Origin of the sequence: Ruania rhizosphaerae (assembly GCF_009805705.1) — a bacterium.
GTDB lineage: Bacteria > Actinomycetota > Actinomycetes > Actinomycetales > Beutenbergiaceae > Ruania > Ruania rhizosphaerae.
This window is the reverse complement of sequence record NZ_VSMB01000006.1, coordinates 73,595-95,120: the sequence shown is the minus strand read 5'-3', so window position 1 is coordinate 95,120 and position 21,526 is coordinate 73,595. Positions and strand designations below refer to the sequence as shown.

General features: G+C 69.0%; 17 protein-coding genes. 10 read left to right on the top strand and 7 right to left on the bottom strand.

The window, feature by feature from the left end; translation table 11 throughout:
* Nucleotides 1-65 precede the first annotated feature (65 nt).
* The 3 genes from FV560_RS10390 to FV560_RS10380 form a co-directional block, all read right to left on the bottom strand.
* Nucleotides 66-797, bottom strand: coding sequence for a MazG nucleotide pyrophosphohydrolase domain-containing protein (locus tag FV560_RS10390; protein WP_159621462.1), 732 nt, complete (start codon nucleotides 795-797; stop codon nucleotides 66-68).
* Entirely contained in the window at nucleotides 794-1,348 is a 555-nt protein-coding gene (locus tag FV560_RS10385; protein WP_159621461.1) for a hypothetical protein, read from the bottom strand. The genes FV560_RS10390 and FV560_RS10385 overlap by 4 nt, the downstream gene beginning before the upstream one ends.
* Before the next feature lie 89 nt (nucleotides 1,349-1,437).
* The gene (locus tag FV560_RS10380) at nucleotides 1,438-2,403 is read right to left on the bottom strand and encodes a CPBP family intramembrane glutamic endopeptidase (protein ID WP_159621460.1); all 966 of its coding nucleotides are present in this window, start codon (nucleotides 2,401-2,403) and stop codon (nucleotides 1,438-1,440) included.
* Nucleotides 2,404-2,522: 119 nt separating this feature from the next.
* On the opposite strand from FV560_RS10380, the gene FV560_RS10375 reads away from it, so the two are divergent.
* From FV560_RS10375 to FV560_RS10345, 7 genes are all read left to right on the top strand, one after another.
* The gene (locus FV560_RS10375) at nucleotides 2,523-3,794 is read left to right on the top strand and encodes a sensor histidine kinase (RefSeq protein WP_159621459.1); all 1,272 of its coding nucleotides are present in this window, start codon (nucleotides 2,523-2,525) and stop codon (nucleotides 3,792-3,794) included.
* On the top strand, nucleotides 3,782-4,495 hold the full coding sequence (locus FV560_RS10370) for a response regulator (protein WP_235020055.1): 714 nt from the start codon (nucleotides 3,782-3,784) through the stop codon (nucleotides 4,493-4,495). The genes FV560_RS10375 and FV560_RS10370 overlap by 13 nt, the downstream gene beginning before the upstream one ends.
* A 196-nt stretch (nucleotides 4,496-4,691) precedes the next feature.
* A complete protein-coding gene (locus tag FV560_RS10365; protein WP_159621458.1) occupies nucleotides 4,692-5,522 on the top strand; it encodes an NUDIX hydrolase in 831 nt (276 codons plus the stop codon).
* On the top strand, nucleotides 5,519-6,802 hold the full coding sequence (gene nadA, locus FV560_RS10360) for a quinolinate synthase NadA (protein WP_159621457.1): 1,284 nt from the start codon (nucleotides 5,519-5,521) through the stop codon (nucleotides 6,800-6,802). Before FV560_RS10365 ends, nadA begins: the two co-directional genes overlap by 4 nt.
* A complete protein-coding gene (locus FV560_RS10355; RefSeq protein ID WP_338049700.1) occupies nucleotides 6,802-8,373 on the top strand; it encodes an L-aspartate oxidase in 1,572 nt (523 codons plus the stop codon). The genes nadA and FV560_RS10355 overlap by 1 nt, the downstream gene beginning before the upstream one ends.
* Complete coding sequence (gene nadC, locus FV560_RS10350; protein ID WP_159621456.1) at nucleotides 8,370-9,236, top strand: carboxylating nicotinate-nucleotide diphosphorylase; 867 nt, start codon at nucleotides 8,370-8,372, stop codon at nucleotides 9,234-9,236. Before FV560_RS10355 ends, nadC begins: the two co-directional genes overlap by 4 nt.
* Nucleotides 9,237-9,254: 18 nt before the next feature.
* Entirely contained in the window at nucleotides 9,255-10,559 is a 1,305-nt protein-coding gene (locus FV560_RS10345) for a cysteine desulfurase family protein (protein WP_159621455.1), read from the top strand.
* Nucleotides 10,560-10,808: 249 nt separating this feature from the next.
* On the opposite strand, the gene FV560_RS10340 is transcribed toward FV560_RS10345, so the two are convergent.
* Nucleotides 10,809-11,738, bottom strand: coding sequence for a DUF559 domain-containing protein (locus tag FV560_RS10340; protein WP_159621454.1), 930 nt, complete (start codon nucleotides 11,736-11,738; stop codon nucleotides 10,809-10,811).
* A 509-nt stretch (nucleotides 11,739-12,247) separates the two neighbouring features.
* On the opposite strand from FV560_RS10340, the gene FV560_RS10335 reads away from it, so the two are divergent.
* The 3 genes from FV560_RS10335 to FV560_RS10325 all read left to right on the top strand — a co-directional run bounded on the left by FV560_RS10335 (nucleotide 12,248) and on the right by FV560_RS10325 (nucleotide 15,782).
* Nucleotides 12,248-12,952 carry a TetR/AcrR family transcriptional regulator gene (locus tag FV560_RS10335; RefSeq protein ID WP_159621453.1) on the top strand — a complete coding sequence of 235 codons (705 nt, stop codon included), beginning with the start codon at nucleotides 12,248-12,250 and terminating at the stop codon, nucleotides 12,950-12,952.
* A 185-nt stretch (nucleotides 12,953-13,137) separates the two neighbouring features.
* A complete protein-coding gene (locus FV560_RS10330) occupies nucleotides 13,138-14,127 on the top strand; it encodes an ABC transporter ATP-binding protein (protein ID WP_159621452.1) in 990 nt (329 codons plus the stop codon).
* Nucleotides 14,124-15,782 (top strand): ABC transporter permease, encoded by a 1,659-nt coding sequence (locus FV560_RS10325; protein WP_159621451.1) that lies wholly within the window; start codon nucleotides 14,124-14,126, stop codon nucleotides 15,780-15,782. The genes FV560_RS10330 and FV560_RS10325 overlap by 4 nt, the downstream gene beginning before the upstream one ends.
* Nucleotides 15,783-15,784: 2 nt before the next feature.
* Here FV560_RS10325 and FV560_RS10320 read toward each other — a convergent pair whose 3' ends face one another.
* From FV560_RS10320 to FV560_RS10310, 3 genes are all read right to left on the bottom strand, one after another.
* Nucleotides 15,785-16,747 (bottom strand): class C sortase, encoded by a 963-nt coding sequence (locus tag FV560_RS10320; protein WP_235020054.1) that lies wholly within the window; start codon nucleotides 16,745-16,747, stop codon nucleotides 15,785-15,787.
* A 106-nt stretch (nucleotides 16,748-16,853) separates the two neighbouring features.
* Nucleotides 16,854-18,290: a SpaH/EbpB family LPXTG-anchored major pilin gene (locus FV560_RS10315; RefSeq protein WP_159621450.1), complete on the bottom strand. Its 1,437-nt coding sequence runs from the start codon at nucleotides 18,288-18,290 to the stop codon at nucleotides 16,854-16,856.
* A gap of 80 nt (nucleotides 18,291-18,370) precedes the next feature.
* Nucleotides 18,371-21,352: an LPXTG cell wall anchor domain-containing protein gene (locus tag FV560_RS10310; RefSeq protein WP_159621449.1), complete on the bottom strand. Its 2,982-nt coding sequence runs from the start codon at nucleotides 21,350-21,352 to the stop codon at nucleotides 18,371-18,373.
* Nucleotides 21,353-21,526 lie beyond the last annotated feature (174 nt).

Genomic DNA, 21,526 nt, shown 5'->3' with positions numbered 1-21,526 from the left:
GGGACCGGCCCCGCGTCACGCGAGGTCGGCGGTGTCCACGGACTACTGTAATAGCGCGAGGGTTGCTAGGGCGCGCGAGTCTCGGCAGATGGCACACCCGGGCGCTCGGCCTCGCGCACCGCGTCCTCGAGTACGCGTAGCCGTTTCCGTAGGAGCGCTTCAGCATCCACGCCGGCAGCCACCGCATCCCGCACGACGGCGTCCAGTCGCCCTGCCAGGTCCTCACCGGGTTCGGGAAGGGGCACCTGAGCACGCTGAGCGCGGCGCACCACTTTCTGCGTGCGCGCCAAGGCGGGCATGGAGGTGGGGATGCCGTCCAGGAGCGAGGTGCGCTGCTTCTCCGCCGCCTTGAGCTGCTCCCAGCGTTCGTTGACATCCGAGGCTGTCACGGTGCCGGTCTCGCCCTGACCGGAGACGCCGCTCGCACCGGTTCCGAACACGTGCGGGTGGCGGGAAGTGAGTTTCCCGACCAGTCCGCGAGCAACGTCGTCCACATCGAACGGTTCGCCCAGACTCCCCTCCGCAGCGATCCGGGCGTGGAACAGCACCTGCAGCAGCAGGTCGCCGAGTTCTTCGAGCAGGTGCTCCCGGTCGCTGTTCTCGGCGGCCTCGGCCACCTCATGCGCCTCTTCGATCGCGTACGGAGCGAGTGAGGCGTGCGTCTGCTCGGCATCCCACGGGCAGCCGCCCGGGGACCGGAGACGGTCCATCACCGCAACAGCGGCTCGCAGGGGGTCCGACGGCAGGCCGTCCTCGCGCGGAACGTCCGTGGAGTGGGCCCCGCTGGACCCGGTCATGCCTGCTCGGGTGCGACGGGCGCGATCCATTCTGGCGCGGTGGCCTGGATGGTCGATCCCTGGGAGAGATCCGGGTTCCAGGTTCCGTAGCGGGGGCTCACCTCGACATCGAGCTCGGCCAGCCGAGCGGCGAACTCCTCGTTGATGCTCTGGGCATCCGGGCTCTGGTTCACCATGTTCACGAGGAAGAGGTACCGCGCGAGCTCCATCGTCTCCGGCGAGTACTCCTCCGGCACCTCGATACCACCCGCTTCGGCGTTCGCGGCCAGCTGCTCCTGCGCCTGATCGGCGGAGACGGCGATCCCGTGCTCGGCGGCGATGTCCATCAGTACGGGGGCCTGGATCATGGCCGCGAGCAGGGCCGCGGGGGCCACACCTTCCTGCAGGAACGGGGCGAGCGTGGTCGAAGCGTCGGTCAGGTCGGCCTCGGCGATCGGTTCGCCGTTCACCACGGCTGCTGCGCCCGGCTGACCGGCGCACCCGGCAGCGAGCAGGGCGGCGGTGATCACGGCCACGGCGGGTGCGGCGATACGGCGCAAGCGGGACGTCATTGACACGGACCTTTCAGCGGTGTGGTTCGGCTGCTCCCATCGTAGAGCCCGGAGGCGGCGAGACGATGCATCGCCGGCGAAGCGATGCATCACCACGCCGAGGCACCTGGACCACGGAGCGGTTCGAGCACCCTGAGGCCGTGGATCCGCGAGACCCACAGTGTCAGACTTACGGTCACGCCAATCGTCAGCGGCAGATCGATCAGGAGATACACCGGATCAACGGCGCCCTGATGCATCGAGGAGGGACTGAGCGGAGCGATCACGGCCAGCGGCAGATTGTTGGCCACGTGCATGACGACCGCCAGTTCCAGACCGCCGGTCTTCCAGACAAGAAACCCCGCGCAGAGAGCGAACATCCCCACGCTCACCTGGCCCACCACGTCGTACCCATGCCCGACGATGAACAGCGGCACAGGCAGCACGATGCCCCACACCGGAGAACGTAGCCAGGTCCCCAGGGCCAGTTGCGGCAAGCCGCGGAACGCATACTCCTCCGCAGCGCTCTGCAAGGGCACCACCACCACAACGATCACGAGGAGTGCCACCAGCGAGACGTCGAGGCGCGGCATCGAGGCATCCGCGGGCGGGTCGAGCAGGAAGGAGGTCCACCAGACGATCGCGTAGAGCGGCAGGACAACCACGCCTGCGCGCAGCAGCAGTCGCCACCGCACGCACCCGAGCACCGAGTGGACGATGCGCGGAGCACCACCGCCCCACCTGCTGCCGAGCACCACGGACGGCAGCAGCAGGGCGATCATGCCGAAGGCGATGAGCATGTCGCTCGGATTGCGTGGGTCGTCGAGCCCCGGAGTCGGCTGCGGCAGACCCGGCACCAGCCACCAGAGCAGCAGCCCGAGCAGACCTGCGGCGATCAGGAATCCGCACCACAGCGCCGCGGTGAGCAGCAGCGTCAGGAGCGGGCGCCACCGCTGCGACGTTCGCCGATGCAGGTGCGCCAGCCGGTGGTACGGCACCGGAGTGGGTGGCGCTTCCCGCTGCGGGCGTAGCGCCGGGACGGCAGTCGTGACCTGACCGGGGAGGTGATGCGTCATCCGGTCACCATGGCGCAGTCCTCACACCAGGTGGATCCTCCGAAAGGGTTCGATGCCCCGCCTGCGAACTCCTCCGTTCGGACGATCTCGCGGCACCCATCGGTTCCTATGCTGGCGCGATGACCATCTCCGTCGCCACGCCGGTCACCACACCCAACGGGCCCGTGGAGCGGTTCGGACCGCGAGCCCGTCGCACCGCGCGGGCCGTGTTGATCTCGGCCTGCTGTTGCGTGACGGGAGCGCTCGTCTTCGTCGCGACATACGGGCTGGCGCTCGAGGAGAACGAGCCCGAGCCGACCGCATCGATCGTCGCACTGATGGCCCTGGACCTGCTGGTGGGCCTCGTTGCAGGAATCGCGTCTGGTCCGGTCCGTGGGTCGCGCTCCGGCAATCTGTTGCTCGTGGTCGCGGGCAGCCTCAGCGCCTGGAGCGTGCCCGCGAGCATGGTCGCGATGGTGCGGATCGGAGGCCGCCGCTCGCCTGTGTGGGACGGCGCAGTGGTGGCAATCATGGTTGCCGGGACGTTCGCCATGGCATGGGTCCATCCACTCTCCGGCGGCGAATCGCTGGCATGGCGGCTGATCGGAGCGGTGACGGTAGCCGCAGTGGCGATCGCCGCCCTGATGTGGGGCCGCGCTCGCGGAACCCGAGCCGCACTGATCACCTCGTTACGCCACCAGGCAGCAGCCGCCGAACGCGCCCGTGAAGCCACCCGCCGCGAGCGCGAGGCTGACATCGCTCGCGCACGTGCCGAAGAGCGCAGCGCCATCGCGCGTGATATGCACGACTCGCTCTCGCACCAGCTCTCTCTCATCTCGGTCCATGCCGGCGCTCTCGCTCATCGGGACGACCTTCCGCCAGTGCGGATACGAGAGGCTGCCCGGACGATCCACACGTGCGCCGGCGAGGCCAATGCGGTGCTTCGGGAGGTGCTCTCGACTCTGCGGCACGCGAGGCACCGAGGCTCCGAGGAGCGCGAACGAGTCACCGAGCCCCTGCCTGTGGCAACGACCATCGATGCGCTCGCCGACCAGGCACGCACTACAGGTCAGCAGGTCACTGTTTCCTGGCGGGGGGCGACGGCGCAAGCCCTCCAGGAGTGGTCACCGACGACGGGCACCTCGCTGGTGCGCATCTGCTCGGAGCTGATCACGAACGCGCGCAAGCACGCCCCGGGCGCCGCCGTTGCGCTGCAACTGGAACTGACCGGCACTGAGTTCGTGCTGCATGCGCAGAACCCAGCCCGAGGATCGCAGCCGCACACGCTCGGGACGGGATTCGGCCTCGTGGGTGTCGCCGAGCGCGCCCGCCTCGTCGGCGGAACGGCTCGCTGGGGCCACACCCCGCACGACCAGTTCGAGGTGGAGGTGAGGATCCCGTGGCACTCGTGAGAACCGAGGAGTCCTCGACCGAGGCGCTGTCACCGATCCGCGTCCTCATCGCCGACGACGAATCGCTGATGCGGGCGGGGCTACGCCTGCTTACTGACGGCGTGGATCAGATCCGCGTGGTCGGTGAGGCTGCCGACGGTGCCACGGCGATCGATCAGGCACGAGCACTCGATCCCGACGTGGTGCTCATGGACGTACGCATGCCCGGTTGCGACGGCCTGGAAGCGACCCGCCGCCTTCAGGCCGAGGGCATTCGTGCCCGGGTCATCGTGCTGACGGCGTTCGACACCGACGGATACGTCCTCGAGGCCTTGCGGTCGGGCGCTGTGTCGTTCCTACTCAAGGACGCCAAACCGGCAGAGGTGATCGCGGCGATCCAGGGCGCCGTCGATGGGAACCCCCAGTTCTCAGCACCGGTGCTCACGCGTCTGGTCACGTGGGCGATCGAAGCCGATCGGCGGCTGCCGCCGGACTCCTCAGTGCCCTCAGTGCCGTCAGTGCCGTCAGTGCCCGTCGGGATCACACCACGGGAGTGGGAGGTCGGCGAACTCGTGGCCCAAGGCCTCACCAACTCCGAGATCGCCGAGGCGATGTACCTGAGCACCGCCACGGTCAAGACACACCTCGGTCGCCTGTTCGACAAGCTGCACGTGACGAACCGCGTGCAGCTCGCGATCCGCGTCCTCGAGCACAGCGCCTGAGGGCAGCCAACCCGTCGACGCGCGGTGGCTGGCCATCATCCGTGCCCACGCCCACGCCCACGCCCACGCCCACGCCCACGCCCACGCCCACGCCCAGACTTAATTATGGTCGCATCGACCTTTACATCGACGCGGAGTACAGGTCACGTGTACTCTTAACTCATCACGGCGATCAGGCGGCCCGGAAGGAGGCACCGTGCAACTCGCTGTCTCCACGGTGATCTTCGCCCTGCGCGAGCCGGACCGGCGCGCCGTCCGGCGCGCTTCACCGGAGGACTCCCGGCCGATCCTCTCCCTTCCCCTGGTGTGCCGGGTCCGCGATCCCTATGACGGGTACTGGGCCCTACCGGGCGGCCCGTTGCGCGAGGACGAGGGCCTCACCGAGGCCGCGGCCCGCACGCTGGAAGAGACCACCGGCCTGCGCCCGGCCTACCTGGAGCAGCTCTACGCCTTCGGCGATCCGGATCGGTCGATGCTCGACCCAACGGACACAACAGAGGCACCGGAAGCCGGCGGCCCGCGAGACTCCGGCATCCCCGCCGGCACTGCCTCCGATCGCGAACGTGTCGTCTCGATCGTCTACTGGGCGCTCGTCGGCCAGGAGGAAGCCGCCCGCGCCCGCGTCAGTCAGAACGTGCGCTGGCTGGCGGCCGACACGCTGCCGACGCTGGCATTCGATCACAACCTCATCGTCGACTACGCCCTCTGGCGACTGCGCACCAAGGTCGAGTACTCCCGAATCGCCCACGCCTTCCTCGGCGAGACCTTCACTCTGAGGGAACTGCGCGAGGTCCACGAACTGGTGTTGGACCGCACCCTGGACCCTGCCAACTTCCGCCGCCAGGTGGAGGCGAGCGACGCCGTCGTGCCCACCGACTCCTTCCGCACGGGCGGGCGGCATCGCCCTGCCCGCCTGTACCGCTACAACACCGCGATCGCACCGGTGGACCTGGGTCCGCTGGCCACGACCACCACAGCACCGACCACACCCGAACCGACCACCCCGGCCATGAGGAGCTCCCGATGAGCCAGACCGCCTCCGTCGACACCCGGATCCAGCTGATCACCACCCAGCAGGCCCCCGGCAGCACCTGCTCCCCCGATCTGGCCCAGGGCCCGTGGGAGTTCGACCCACAGCCCGGGTACGGCCCCGGCGCCTCCATGGCGGACGACATCCCCACCACCGCACCGCGGCAGGGCGAACTGCCCGAGGAGTACAAGCAGGCCACCACCGAGGACCTGCACGAGCGCATCCGTGCCGCGAAAGCGACCCTCGGCGAGAAGCTCGTGATCCTCGGCCACTTCTACCAGCGCGACGAGATCATCGCCCACGCCGACTTCGTGGGCGACTCCTTCCAGCTCGCGAACGCCTCGCTGACTCGCCCGGACGCGGAGGCGATCGTGTTCTGCGGCGTGCACTTCATGGCCGAGACCGCCGACATGCTCTCCCAGCCCGAGCAGGCCGTGATCCTGCCCAACCTCGCCGCCGGCTGCTCCATGGCCGACATGGCCGACATCGACCAGGTGGAGGAGTGCTGGGAGCAGCTGATGGAGGTGTACGGGCCCACCGCCACCGGCGGCCGCCAGTCGATCATCCCCGTCACCTACATGAACTCCTCCGCCGCCCTCAAGGGATTCTGCGGGCGCAACGGGGGCATCGTGTGCACCTCCTCCAACGCCGCCACCGTGCTCGAGTGGGCGTTCGAGCGCGGTCAGCGCGTGCTCTTCTTCCCCGACCAGCACCTGGGTCGCAACACCGCCAAGGCGATGGGCATCTCGTTGGACCGGATGCCGATGTGGAACCCGAACAAGCCCCTGGGCGGCAATGACGAGCAGGCTCTCCTCGACGCTCAGGTGGTGCTCTGGCACGGATTCTGCTCGGTGCACCGCCGCTTCACGGTGGCGCAGGTGGAGCAGGCCCGCGCGGAGCACCCCGGCGTCCGGGTGATCGTGCACCCCGAATGCCCGATGCCCGTGGTGGATGCAGCTGACGAATCAGGGTCCACCGACTACATCACGAAGGCCATCGCGGCAGCCGACGAACCCACCACCTTCGCCATCGGCACCGAGATCAACCTTGTGCAGCGCCTGGCCGCCGAGTACCCCCAGCACACCATCTTCTGCCTCGACCCGGTGGTGTGCCCGTGCTCGACGATGTACCGGATCCACCCGGGCTACCTCGCCTGGGTGCTGGAGTCGCTGGTGGCCGGTGAGGTCGTCAACCGGATCCAGGTGCCGAGCGACGTCGCCGAACCCGCACGTGTCGCGCTGGAACGGATGCTCGCCGCCAAGCCGCAGGCGTCCTGATGACCACCGTCATCGTCGGCACCGGGATCGCCGGCCTGGTGTGCGCTCTCGCCCACCCCGATCCCGAGGACGTCCTGGTGCTCACCAAGGCCGATCCGAGCGCGTCCAACACCTTTGCCGCCCAGGGCGGCATCGCGGCGGTCACCAACCCTCCGGCCCCTGGGGACAGTATTGCCAGCCACGTCGCGGACACCCTCACCGCCGGTGCGGGCCTGTGCGAGGCCGAGGCCGTGCAGACCCTGTGCGGCGACGGGCCGGACCGGATCGCCGACCTCATCGCCGCCGGCGTCCCGTTCGACCGCACCCCGGACGGGGACCTCTCCCGCGGCCTGGAGGCCGCGCACTCGGTCGCGCGCATCCTGCACGCCGGTGGGGACGCCACGGGTGCCGGGATCGCCGAGGCCTTGCTTCGCGCGGTGGCCGAGCGGGGTATCGAGGTGCGCGGGCACACCCTGGTCACCGAGCTGATCACCGACGGCGGACACGTGCGTGGCGTACGGGTGCTCACCTCGGGCGGGGCTGGGTCGGACGGAGCTGGGTCGGACGGGTCAGAGTCACACGGGGCCATAGGGGCCGGTGTGGTCCAGGAGATCCAGGCCGACGCCGTCGTGCTGGCCACCGGCGGCGCCGGGCAGCTGTACCCGTACACCTCCAACCCCGACGTTGCCACGGCCGACGGGGTGGCGCTCGCGGCCCGCGCCGGCGCCGTGCTCACCGATCTGGAGTTCTACCAGTTCCACCCCACCACCCTCGCCCTGCCGGGGAACTTCCTGGTTTCCGAAGCCGTCCGCGGGGAGGGCGCCGTGCTGCGGGACAGTGCCGGGAGCAGGTTCATGATCGGCGTGCACCCCGACGCCGAGCTCGCACCGCGGGATGTGGTGGCACGCGGCGTGGCCGATCGGATGCGCGAGACCGGTGCTCCGGTGGTGCTCGACGCCACCCGGCTCGGCGACCGGCTCGCCAGGCGGTTCCCCAGTATCGACGCCGCCGTGCGGTCGGCCGGCCTGGACTGGGCACGTGAACCGGTGCCGATCACCCCGGCCGCGCACTACTGGATGGGCGGGGTGGCCACCGATCTGGCCGGGCGCACCTCGATCCCAGGGCTGTACGCCGTCGGGGAGGTGGCCCGCACGGGCGTGCACGGCGCGAACCGGCTCGCCTCCAACTCACTGCTCGAGGGGGCGGTGTTCGGACACAGGGCGGCGCTCTCGCTCACCGACTCCATCTCTCTCAGTCACACACCGGCGCTGGACGTCGCCGACCAGAACGACCCTGCGATCACCACCGAGCACCCGGCAGGCGCCACGGTGAGCGGCGCCCGGGCGGACCTGCAGCGGGTGATGTGGGACGCCGTCGGGCTGGGACGCGACGACGACGGGCTCGCACAGGCCGAGGAGACCCTCGCCGGGTGGGCCGCAGCCGGCGTCAGGTCCCGCACTTCCGCCGAACATGAGACCGCGAACCTGCTCCTCGTCGCCCGGCTCATGGCCCGAGCCGCACGCGCACGCACCGGCTCTGCCGGGGCCCACTTCCGCACCGACGACGCCCACATGCTGGAGACCGCCTCATGACCTGGCTGCCGGCGCTCGACCCCGCTCATGTGGAGCAGGTGGTGCACGCCGCCCTCGCTGAGGATGCACCGTGGGGCGATGTGACCTGCGCGGCGTTCGTTCCGCCGTCGGCCCTCGCGACGGCGCAGCTCACCGCTCGCGTCGACGGCACCCTCGCGGGGGCAGCCCTGGCGACCGAGGCCTTCACACAGGCGGGCGCCACCCTCAGCTGGCGGATCGGCGACGGGACACGCTTCCAGGCAGGCGAGGTCCTCGCCGAGGTGAGCGGTCCGGCCACGGCGGTGCTGCGGGCCGAACGGATCGCCCTGAACTTCCTGCAACGCCTCTCCGGTACCGCCACGCTCACAGCGGCGTTCGTGGACGCCGTGGCCGGAACCGGCGTTCGGATCGCCGACACCCGCAAGACCACGCCCGGGCTGCGGGCACTGGAGAAGCACGCCGTGCTGGCCGGCGGCGGGTCGAATCACCGGTTCTCGCTCTCCGACGCGGTCATGGTCAAGGACAACCACCTCGCCGTGGCGCGGGCGGCGGGGCTCGGTCTGACCGAGGCAATCCGTGCCGCGAAGGCCCGCCTGGGACACACCGTGCACGTGGAGGTGGAGGTCGATCGCGTCGATCAGATCGAACCTGTGCTTGCCGCCGGGGTGGACACGATCATGCTCGACAACTTCTCCCTCGCCGATCTGCGAACCGGGGTGGACATGGTGGCCGGTCGCGCGATCGTGGAGGCCTCGGGGACTGTGCGCCTGGACACGGTGCGCGCGATCGCCGAGACGGGCGTCGACGTGATCAGCGTCGGGGCGCTCACACACTCGGCACCGGCTCTGGATCTGGGTCTGGACGTGCGGGTGGACCCACGATGAGGTGCAGGTGATCCGGTGATGAACCTGTACCTCGATGCCGCCGCCACAACGCCGATGCGCCGGGAGGCACTGGAGGCGATGTGGCCCTACCTGACCGGTGAGTTCGGCAACCCCTCCAGCCACCACGGTGTGGGGGAACGGGCGGCGGCCGGGCTGTCCGGGGCTCGGAGGTCGGTGGCAGCGGTGCTGGGCGGGCGGGCGAGCGAGGTGACCTTCACCTCCGGCGGCACCGAGGGCGCCAACCTCGCCATCAAGGGCCTCGCCCTGGCCAATCCGCGCGGCCGGCATCTGGTGACGGCCGCGATCGAGCACGAAGCCGTCCTGGAGTCGGTGGACTACCTGCGGCGGGTGCACGGGTTCGAGGTGTCGATGGTGCCTGTCACCCGCGAGGGGGTGGTGACGCCCGACTCGCTACGCGCGGTGCTGCGTGAGGACACCACGCTCGTGAGTGTGGCGCTGGCGAACAACGAGATCGGGACCGTGCAGGATATCGCGGCGCTCTCGGCCGTGGCCCACGACGCCGGCGCGCTGATGCACACCGACGCGGTCCAGGCAGCCGGCTGGCTCAGCCTGGACGTGCGGGCACTCGGGGTCGACGCCCTGTCCCTCTCCGGGCACAAGGTGGGCGCCGGGAAGGGAATCGGGGTGGTGTTCCTGCGGGGGCGGCTGGCGGTGGAGCCAGTGCTGCACGGCGGCGGCCAGGAGCGCGATCGCCGGTCGGGGACCGAGAACGTCGCCGGGGCGGTGGCGATGGGGGTGGCGCTGGCGTTGGCCGAGTCCGGGCGCGAGGAGCGCGTGGCCCAGGTCGGGGCTGCGATGGCTGCCTTCACCGCCGATGTGCTCACGCAGGTCCCGACGGCGCGGCTCACCGGCCCATCGCACGTGCGGGACGACGCGGGTCCTGCCGCTGCACCGCACATCCCGGCCGATCAGGCAGCGGCTCGCCCGGATGCCCAGGCTGACGAGACCACCCCGCCTCCCCACTCCCAGGCTGAGGCGACGTCGGCGCGAGTGGGTGGCTCCGCCGTCGGGAGGGTAGGCAGGCTACCGAATCACGCCTCCTTCTGCTTCCCCGGCGTCTCAGGCGAGGCGGTGCTACTGGAACTGGAGCGGCGGGGGGTGATCAGTTCCAGCGGTTCCGCATGCGCGGCCGGATCGGATGAGCCCTCGCACGTGCTACTGGCCTGCGGGATCGAGCCGGAGGTGGCGCAGACGTCGGTCCGGTTCACGGCCGGTGGCGAGGTCAGCGGCGACCAGCTGGCAGCTATCACCCACCAAGCCGCACCGCTGGTGGCCGAGGCGGTCGCCGCTGTCAGCGGGTAGGTGCCACCTCTCGTCAGTACCGCCCCGGTAGGTGCCACTGCTCGTCGGTATATCGCCACTCTCGCGACGACACATGGCACCTACCCGAGCTACACAACCCGGTAGGTGCCGTTTGACGTCGGCATCGATCTCCCGGACCGACGGATTCTGGCGCCTGGCGGGCGCAGGTAGGTGCCAGCTGCTGTCGGCCGACTTCCACCGACCACTGTCGGGCCACGACGCCCCCGGCACCGTCCAGGGTTTCGACGTCTACCCCGATATGCGCAGGCCCGCGCGCCAGCCACGCTCGATCAGCGCATCGCGAATCTCTTGGATGATCACGGCGCGATCGGGGCCACGATGCGTCATGTTGACACGGATCACCAACCATCCCGCGCGCCCGAAGGCGTTGAGCCGATTGACGTCCTTGCGGTACTGGTCGAGGTCAGTTCGATGATGGTCACCGTCATACTCGACGATGACGCGCTGCTCTCGGAAGACCATGTCCGCATACCCGATGAACTCTCCTCGTGCATCGCGGATCGCAGGATTGATCTCCGGCTCCGGCAGACCAGCCGAACGCAGGTCGATCCGCAACTGCGACTCCTGCCCCGAGTCCGTACCCGGTCGCACGTCGAGGAAGGCCCGATACAGCCGTCCGTGACCAGGAACCCCGACAAGCGAGTCGACGGCGGACCTCATCTGGTCGATCGTGGCCAGGGGATGTTGCCGGCGCAACAACGAATCGCCGACGGCAACCAACTCGACTCGGCTCAGCATCCAGGCCAGCTGGCGCCAGGTGGAGACCGGTGAGCACGTTCGCACACCCTCGACCGTCACGAGCGAGGTGTAGCGGCGATCGAGATGATGCCCGCGCACACCAGTGATCCGCGGCGATCGACCCGGATCGAACAGTGCCAGGTCGATCGCGTCATCATCGCGGAACCGCGCAGGAAGCGGGAGACCGTGCAGCCGAGCCGCAGTGGCATGGGAGATGAAGCACTCGGGTCGCCGCTCCGTGAGCACGGCGCACAGATCGAGGAGCGTGGGCTCACGATCTGCTGGCACGCGTGTGCCGACGAATGGTGCTGTGATGTCACCACGGCGCAGCCGCTCCGGATCGACCCCCTGGTCGAGTGCAGTCCGGACGGCGAAGGGCCGATGGGCCAGATTCTCGGGCAAGCGGCGCGGTCGTCTCACGGATCGAGCCTGGTGCTCCCGCCGGCACCAGCGCGCGCACGGCGACCCCGGGTTGTGGACGAATGTGCATCGGGAGCGCGCTCCGGACCCGACCGACTTGTCGCCGCACCAGCGGGGTACACGCCCGCGCTTCCCGAAACGCGCCCAGGGTAGGTGCCACGTGATGTCGGTATCGACACCACATACCCACATCGACTGGCACCTACCGCAGGTTGCGACAGCTCTGGGTGCCACCCGATGTCGCTCGCACCTGACCAGAGCGACAAGCCATGGCACCCACCGCGACTCGCTCACGCTCGGTGCCACCCGATGTCGCTCCTGCGTCAGCCAACCGACGACGGGTGACACCTCCCGCGGAACCATGCAGTCGATACGTGCCACTCTCTGTCAGAATCCCGCGACCGAGCCGACGAGAAGTGGCACCCAGCGACGGCGGACCCACCGCACACCCCGCGGCACCGCGACATGCCCACTTGCTCGAGGTGTAAACGAACGTTTACACTGGTCACATGACAGATGCGGCAGGACGGGAGAGCGGCTCGGGCAGCACGCCCGAGCGGATCCTCACTGCCGCGGTGCACCGATTCGGGATTGACGGCTTCGGTGTCGGGCTCCGTGAGATCGCCGCCGATGCCGGGGTCAGCGCCGCGCTGGTGATCCGGCACTACCGGTCCAAGGACGGCCTGCGTGCCGCCTGCGACGAGCACGTGCTCGCGCAGGTACGCCGGGTCAAGATGGAATCGGTGACCAGCGATACGCGGAGCCTGCTCGAGCGACTCGCCCATATGGAGGAGTACGCGCCACTGACCGGCTACGTGATCGCCAGCCTCATCGACGGTGGCGATCTGGCGCGGGACCTGATCGAGCACATGGTCGCCGACGCCGTCGACTACCTGGCCGAAGGTGAACGGACGGGAATGATCACACCCAGCCGCGACCCGGAAGCACGGGCCCGCTACCTCACCTACGCAGGGTTGGGCGGTCTGCTGCTGCAGATCCGGCTAGCCAGCAGCGACGGGCCACGCGACCCCGCCGCCATGATGCGCACCTTCATGCAGCAGTCCATGCTGCCCAGCCTCGAGATCTACACCGACGGGGTCTTCACCGACAGGCGGATCCTCGACGCCGTCCTGGACGCGGGCTACGGCGACCAGCAGGGCGGCTCCGCCCCCGCTCCGCACGATGTCGCCACCGATCCGCCCGAGCGCACCTGAGGCGCATCAGCGCCCGGTTCGACAACGCACCGGCCGGCTCCGCCTGCGGGTCGGTCCCGACAACGCCGTATCCCGGCGCCCGCTCTCCCGGAGTGCCGCGCTCCGGCCACATCCATCCACATTCAGCGACATCCGGCGACACCTGCTGGCCCTGTCGCTCCACCCTTCCCACCAGGAGGCATCCGATGACCGACGTCATCACCATCGAGAACCTCGTCAAGGACTACGGCCGGGTCCGCGCCCTCGACGGCTTGAACCTGTCCATCGCCCCCGGAGAAGTCCACGGCCTGCTCGGGCCCAATGGCGCGGGCAAGACCACCACGATCCGCATCCTGCTCGGGCTGCTACGCCCCACCTCGGGAACGGTCCGGCTCTTCGGTGAGGATCCGGCGGCCGAGGCCGTCGCGCTGCACCGGCGTCTGGCCTATGTGCCCGGCGATGTCGAACTCTGGCCGAACCTCACCGGCGGGGAAGCGATCGACGTCTTCACCCGGCTGCGCGGCGGGGCCGATCGCTCGCTGGTGGAATCACTCGCGGAGCGCTTCGACCTGGATCTGCGCAAGAAGGGACGCACCTACTCCAAGGGCAACCGCCAGAAGGTGGCGTTGGTGGCCGCGCTCGCGAGCGAGGTGGATCTGCTCGTCCTGGACGAGCCGACGGCGGGGCTCGACCCACTCATGGAGGCCGTCTTCCAGGAGTGCATCAGCGAGGCGAAGGCCGCCGGAACGTCCGTGCTGCTCTCCAGCCACATCCTCGCCCAGGTCGAGGTGCTCGCCGACCGTGTGTCCATCGTGCGTGCCGGTCAGACCATCGAGACCGGAACCCTCGCCGAGCTCAGGCACTTGACGCGCACGTCCGTGACCGTGACCACCGAGCAGCCCGCCGATGCCCTGGCCGATCTGCCCGGGGTGCACGGCCTGGCCGTCGAGGACGGTCAGACGCGCTTCGAGGTCGACGGCGAGCACGTCCCGATCGTGTTGCAGCACCTCGCACCGCTGGGCGTGCGGTCGATCGTGGCGCACCCGCCCACGCTCGAGCAGCTGCTGCTGCGGCACTACGGCACCGGTGACGGCGTCCCCTCAGCAAGTGCACCACGTCCGGCTGGCCGAGCACGTCCGGCAGAGCCCGCACGGCCCGGCCACACGAGCGGCGCCACGTCCAGGAGCGGACGATGAGCGCCGTCGTGGGAGCCCGGCCGACCAGCCCGCAGGCGAGCAACGGCCGCCCATCGGGCCCGTTCACCGGGACTGGGAAGCTGCTGCGCTTCATGGTCCGCCGCGACCGGATCCGGCTGCCGGCATGGGTGATCGGCATCGGCATCTTCGTGCCGTACTTCTTCACCGCCTTCGAGACGTTGTTCCCGAGCGAGGCCGAGTTGGCCGAGCTCAGCGCGTTCACCTCGGGTCCGATGATCGGGCTGCTCGGCGGCCCGGGCTACGGTCTCGGCGAGGGGCTCAGCTACGTCACATTCTTCACAGCGCTCTATGTCGTGTACTTCATGCTGGCAGCCGCACTGATGAACATCCTGCTCGTCTCGCGGCACACGCGAGTGGAGGAGCAAACGGGCCGCGCCGAGTTGATCCGCGCGAATGTGGTGGGCCGGTACGCAGCACTCACCGCGACCCTGATCATGGCCGTGATCAGCAACGCCGCGGTGACGCTACTCGTGCTCGGTGGGCTGCTCGCCTTCGACGCCCCCACGTCCGGATCGCTCCTGGTGGCTGTGGGCGTCGGCGCCTTCGGGATGGTCTTCGCCGCAGTCGCGTTCGTCTGCGCCCAGGTGAGCGAGTACTCGCGGGTGGGCAGTGCGCTCGCCGGGGCTGTCCTCGGCGGCACCTACGTGCTGCGCGCCGCCGGGGACATGTCGAGCGAACACGGCAACCTGCTGTCCTGGCTGACCCCGTACGCCTGGTCGCAGCAGACGCGGGCATTCGTGGACGAGCGGTGGTGGCCGCTGGGAATCTCGGCGGTGGTCTCGATCGCCCTGATCGTGCTCGCCTACCGGCTCTCCGACCGCCGGGACCTCGGAGCCGGGCTGCGCGCTTCCCGGCGGGGTCGGGCATCTGCCGCGCCATGGGTGACGAACCCGATCGCGCTGGCACTGAGGCTGCACCGGGGCGGGATCCGAGGCTGGGTGTTCGGACTCGTCGTGGCCGGGCTGGTCTACGGGAGCACCACCGGCCCGTTCGTGGACTCGTTCGCGGACATGACCGGCACGATGGGTGAGATGTTCACCACGGGCCCGGACCCCGTGCTCGGGTACCTCAACACCTTGATGGTGATGATGGTGATCGCCGTCGCCGTCTACGCGCTGCTCGCCGTGATGCGGGTACGTGCGGAGGAGCTCGACGGTCGCGCTGAGCCGGTGCTGGCGACCGCGGTCAGCAAGCAGGCATGGCTGGCCGGCCACGTTCTCGTCACGGCGCTCGCCTCGATCGTGCTGCTGGTGCTGGCCTGTGCTGCGATGGGCTTGACGGCCGCGTCGAGCACGGGCGACTGGTCATTGGTCGGCGAGCTGACCGTCGCGGGCCTGGTGGGAGCGCCCGCCGTCCTCGTGATCGTCGGCCTGGCATGCGCGTTGTACGGCCTCTCCCCCCGGCTGCTGCCTATCGCCACGGTGGTCGTCACCTTCAGCGGTCTGGCAGCCTTCTTCGGCGAGTTGCTCGAGCTTCCCGAGGCTCTCCTGGCGATCTCGCCGTGGCACTACACACCCGCCGTCCCGGGTGAGGCGATCACGGCAGCCCCGCTCCTGGTGCAGACCCTGGTGGCACTGGTTCTGGCAGCGGTCGGACTGCTGGCGTTCCGCCGTCGGGATCTGGTGGCTACCTGACCTCAGACTGTATCGGGCCGGCTGCGCTCGGAGGGGCGCGGCCGGCCTGTGAGGTAGACGTAGGTCCCGGCGGCGAGCACCGTGCCTGCGATCGCGAGCGCCCACCACGGGAACGGGGCCGGAGCCGGAGGCTGGGAGGCGAGCTCCAGCGAGTCGAGCGGGGTGGGCAGCACGCGCTCGGCGGTCACGAGGATGCGGTGACTGTTGATGCCGAGGGGTGTGCACGTGACGAGCGTGACGAGGTCCTCCCCCTGCCGTGGGTACAGGGTCTGCGTCTCGTCCGGCTCGACGACCTGGCGCTCGATCACCTGGTAGGTGAGGACCTCACCGTAGATCTGGATCGTGAACGTCTCACCCACCTCGACCTGGTCGAGGTGGGTGAACAGTTCGGCCGAGGCGAGCCCACGGTGCGCCGTCAGGACGGCATGGGTACTCGAACCGCCGACCGGCAGCGATGTGCCCTCCAGGTGGCCGACCCCGCGCAGCAGCACCTCGTCGCTGGTGCCGTGGTAGATCGGAAGGTCGACGCCGATCGAGGGGATGACCAGGCGGGCCATCGTGCCCCCGCCGGCCGCTGCCAGGATCTGCTCATACTCGGCGCCGTCACCGCGATCGGCGAACGGCACGTTCTGACCGGCTCCCACCGTGGCCGCTCCCCCGGTCAGGGAGTCGTTGTACACCCGGGCCGCGTCCAGCTGGGCGGTCTGCTGCTGCGGACCGATCACCTCGACGTCGTCGTTGAGCGCCACGATCCGTTCAGCATGATCGGATGTCGCGAACCAGTTCGCGGCCGTGGGGACGAGCAGCAACACCACACCCAGCACGCACACCAGCGCCACGACGACGGAGAGTGGACGCAGCCGCCAGCCGCCGCGTCGGGCACGATGACGATCGGCGCGGCTCTTGGGTGAGCGTGGCGGCTCCTCATCGGGCTCGGTGCGTTCCAGCTCCCAGATCGCACTCACCGGACGCTCCTTCCGCTGTCAGCCGGTCGCCTGCATGAGAGAGGTGAGGGAGGCGGAACCCCGGGGGGATGGAGTTGGTCCGCCTCCCTCACCTAGCCATCGAGACTCAGCGGCGCGCTCCGCGACGTGCCAGCAGGATGGCGGTGCCGCCGCCGACGAGGATCAGACCGATCCCGAGGATGGTGAACAGCGCCACACCCTGGCTACCAGTCAGGGGGAGCTCGACGGGCGGGATCGGGGTGTTCGGCACCTCGACCTGGAGCGCCTCCTCGACGGAACCGACGACCACCGTGACCGGGCCGATGCGGTCTTCGATGCCGTAGTAGCCCTCCGGTGCCGTGACCTCCTCGAGGTAGTAGTCGCCCACCTTCAAGCCCGGGATGACCACCAGGCCGTCAGCGCCGGTGGTGAACTGGGTCTCGCCGTCCACGGCGATCGGGTCTCCGCCCTCAGCGGCGAGATAGACCTCGAAGACGGCCCCTTCGAGCGGCTGGTCCGTCTCGTTGTCGAACTTGTAGATCTCGATCGCGCCCCAGAGCGTCTCCACCGTGTTCGACTCGATCGCGTTCTCATTGATGAACGTCGTCGCGTCGTTGGGGATGGTGCCGTCCCCGATGGAGTCCACGGTGGTGTCGAAGGAAACGGTGACCGTTCCTCCGGGTGCGGCCGCCAGTTTGGCCAGACCGGAGGCGGTGAAGTCGACCGTGAGGGTGCCGCCGGTAGCGCTGGCGGGCTCGGTGATCGTGTAGTCGCCCGCGACGAGCCCGAGGTCCACGGCGCCGCTGTCGACGGCGGTCACGACCGTGCTGCCCGCGGTGAACGCCAGCCGGGTGTCGAGCTCGTCCACGACCGTGTAGCTGCTCAGGTCCTCGGTGCCGAAGAAGCTGGGGATGGCCGAGTCGATGCTGTAGGAAACGGTGTCGCCGAGACCGTAGGCGTCGGAGTCGTCCAGACTCTTCTCGTTCTCACCGAGGGCGTTCTTCGGGTAGACGTGCACATCGTAGTTCCACGACGTGCTCTCGCCGTCGGCCGTCGGCATCGGGATGGTGACGATGAACGGTTCCACCGGACCGACGATCTGGTTCGGTCCCGGGTTCGTCTCCTCGACGTAGTAGACGCCTAGGCCTAGGCCGGCGAACGTCGTCGTGCCGTCCGCGATGGTGCTCTGGGATCCGACGACGGCAGTGCTGTGCCCGCCGAGGCCGCCTCCGCCTGCCACGGTGGCCGAAAGGGCCTCGGCCTCGTCCCAACCGGCGTTGGTGGTGAGGTCGATGTCGGTCACCTCAGTGAGGGTGAACTCCACCCCTTCCAGGGGGTTGAGAGTCGGATCCGGGGTGATCTCGGTGCCGTCGTTCGGCAGTTCGGGGTCAGTCTCGGGGCTCTCGTACTTGTGGATCGTCAGCGATCCGGTGACCTCGGGGTCAAGGTTGGGACCTGGCGCAGCCCCCGCGGGGGCGGACAGGGCGACGATGCCGAGCACGCCCAGTGCGGCCGTGCTCACCGCCGCTGCGAGCCGCCTCAGCGGCCGGTGACTACGGGACATTCTTTCCTCCTGGGTGATGGTGCTGCGGATGCTGGTGCCTGGCGACATACGATTCGGACTGCCGGTGGATCTGAAGCGGGTCATGACCTCACCCCGACTTCCCGGCGGCGGTGCCACTGGTAGAAGACGAGCCCTGCAGCCATCACCAGGAACGTCAGCCCGGCGAAGGTCACGGCGTCGGTACTGGTGCCGCCGGTGAGCGGCAAGCTGACCGCCGGTGGTGCGTCGTTGACGAACCGGTAGACCGCGTGCTCCCCCTGCTCCACGCTCACCGCGTTGTCGGCGACCGTCACCCACTCCGCGGCATCGGGGTCCCACACCTGCAGGGCGACCTCGCGGTAGGCGATGGGACTCCCCTCAGCAAGTTCCTCGGTGAGCAGGTAACTGCAGTCCGGCAGGATCTCGGCGGTGTTGTCAGCGCTCTCGGTCTCGGCACCGGTCACCTCGATGACGGGCAGCTCGGCGACGTCGCAGTCGGGGGTGGCGACCAGAGTCCAGTCTTCGGGCGAGAGGACCTCGGTCGAGCCGTCGTCGATGTGCTTGAGGATGGTGATCATCGCGGTGGTGTTCGTGACAGTGCACGTCACGCTCGCTCCGTAGGCGACAGTCACCTCGCCGTTGATCACGTCGACCGGATCGTCCTGCACATCCACGCACACCCAGTCGCCGTTCTGGACGTAGGTGACCGGACCGTCGGACTCGCTCAGCGCGTAGGGCTCATCGGCGACCACGGCCTGATCGGTGACCTCCGGCGATCCGCTCGCCCCGGTGACCGTGTGGTCCTCGGGGCCCACCGCCGTCAGGGTCCACTCGCTCGGCAGCGCGCTGCCGAATTCGACCTCTTTGACGAGAGTGATCGTCTGGGTGCACGTGACGGTGTTGACGACCTCGAGGACGTTCGGATCGGGGGTGAGGGTGATGGTGTGGTCGACGCTCGCCGTCTCGTCGCCGTCGATCGTGGTGACGAGGTCGCACGCCTCGGGGAGGCCGGTGACCTCCTCAGCCACGACGACCTGAGACCCCACGACATATCCGTCATAGACGGTGCCGAAGTCGGAATCGGCGCCGTCCAGGGTGAGCTGGGCATCCCCGACCGGCTGGTCGCCGTCGGCGAACTGCTCCCCGTCCACAACCCAGGTCTTGAGAACCTGCAGACCGACCTCGGCGGTGTTGGTGATGGTGCACGTGACGGCGTCCCCTGCGTTCACCATCACGGCCTCACCGTCGACCTCGTTGGGGGTACACACGAGGTCGGTCTGCTGGTAGCCCTCGGGACCGCCGGTCTCACCGATGGTGTACTCACCCGGTGCGACGTGCGCCTGGGTGACGGCATCCGAGCCGCTCACGCCGCTCAGGGGCGTGGGGCCGTCCGCGGTGAGCGTCCACTCGGTCGGATCTGCCTCGCCCACAACCTCCTTGACCAGAGTGAGGTAGGTGCACGTGACGGTGTTGGTGACCGTGTAGCTGTTCAGGCCTGCGGAGAGGCTGTGGTCGCCGAGATCCCCGGAGGGCACATTGGTGCACCCGGGCGGGAGATCGGTGACCTGTTCGCCGATGGTGATGACGTCTCCGGCCTCGTAATCGGTGGTGTCGCTGTGCTCGGTGTACGTCTCGCCGAACTCGGGAGCGTCCTGCCCGGTGAGCTCGAGGGTGGCGTCACCGAACGGCTGGGCACCGTCGTCATAGCTCTGTCCGTCGATCACCCAGGTCTTGTCGACCTGCACCGAGGCGCAGGTGCTGGGGACGTTGAGGGAGATGGGAACGATCCAGTCCTTGACGGCCGAGTTCAGGCTCGTCGACGTACTGGAGCGCACGTTCAAAGTTCCGTATTCACCACTGCAACCGACTTCCCCGAAGAGCGCTGTCAGGTTGATGGCGACTTCGGCGAAGATCCCACTGTCCAGTTCCTCATCGGCCAGGTTGAAGGTGGTGTCCTGGTTGACCTGACCGATAAATCCTCCGAGCGACCCCAAGGAGACCCACCCGGCACCGTCCCACGTGTCAGCCCCGACGAGAGACGGGGTGGCGTTCCCTGTTTGCTCGATCGTCAACCGGAGATCCCCCTCGGATCGGTCCGGGACGGGGCCGAAACTGTTCGGCAGCTGATTGAGCTCGACCCGGTAGGCGACCGAGCCGGTGTTCACTGCGCGCTCGAACCCGAAGAACGCGAACACGTCGCCACCAGCGGTGCTGGAGTGGGCATACACGTTGTCGATGTCGTCCTTCGCAGGGGCAGAGCCTGTGCCACTCGTCTGGCCCGCACTCCACGGCCAGTTGTCTTCCTTCGCGCCCTGCGTGAACTGCGTGCCGTCGTTGATGCCGTCGGCGGCCACTGGCTGTCCGCCCACGGTCGACCAGTCCGAAGCGCCATTGGTGCACAGGTTCCCGTCGATCTCGAATCCTGCCGGCGTCCCTACCGGCCACGCGGGGCAGTCCGGCTCAAGGGCCAGAGGCGTGATCTCGTTGGCGGCTGCGAGCTCCGGTTCGGATGCTGCGCCCTCCTCGGAGCCCTGCTCCTCGGTCGTGCGCTCGTCAGTCGACTCCGAGTCGCTGGTCCCCTCGGATCCACCCTCAGCCGTACCGCTGGCATCCTCGGTGGAACCATCGGATCCGTCGGTCGAGGTCTCCTCGCCGGTGCTGCCCTCACCCGAGGAGTCACCTCCCGAGGAATCATCCTCGCTGGTCGCCGAGTCGCCGCCGGCGTCCTGACCATCATCGGTCTCGCCGTCGGACTCCTCGGTGCCCGTGGCGTCCTCGGTGGAACCGGTCGACTCGTCACCCTCGGTGGCTTCCTCGCCGGAGCCATCGGTGGACTCGTCGCTCGACTCCGCAGTGGACTCGGTCGTCTCCGACTCACTCGCACTCGTCGTCTCTGACTCGGTCGTGCTGCTGTCGGTCTCACCGGCCAGTTCATCCGCCATGGCGGACGCCGCGATCGACGCTGGAGCTCCGAGGCCGAGCGCCACCGCCACGACCCACCCCAGAACGATCCTGCGTCTCCGGCCGGCACCAGCATTGGGCATCCCTGCCGCGTGCCGCACCAACCCCGCTTGTGAAGTCACGCCTCGCACGGTTCCTCCCTGATCCTGCATGAACGCACATCAATTCGACCCCGCGCAGGGGCTCGAAAAGGTAGGCGAAATGGAAGCCGCGTCCGGATGCTACGGAGAGCTGACGGCTTTAACATCGCTGTGCCGCACGCTAGCACCGGACCTTCGGACTGCCTACGGCACGGG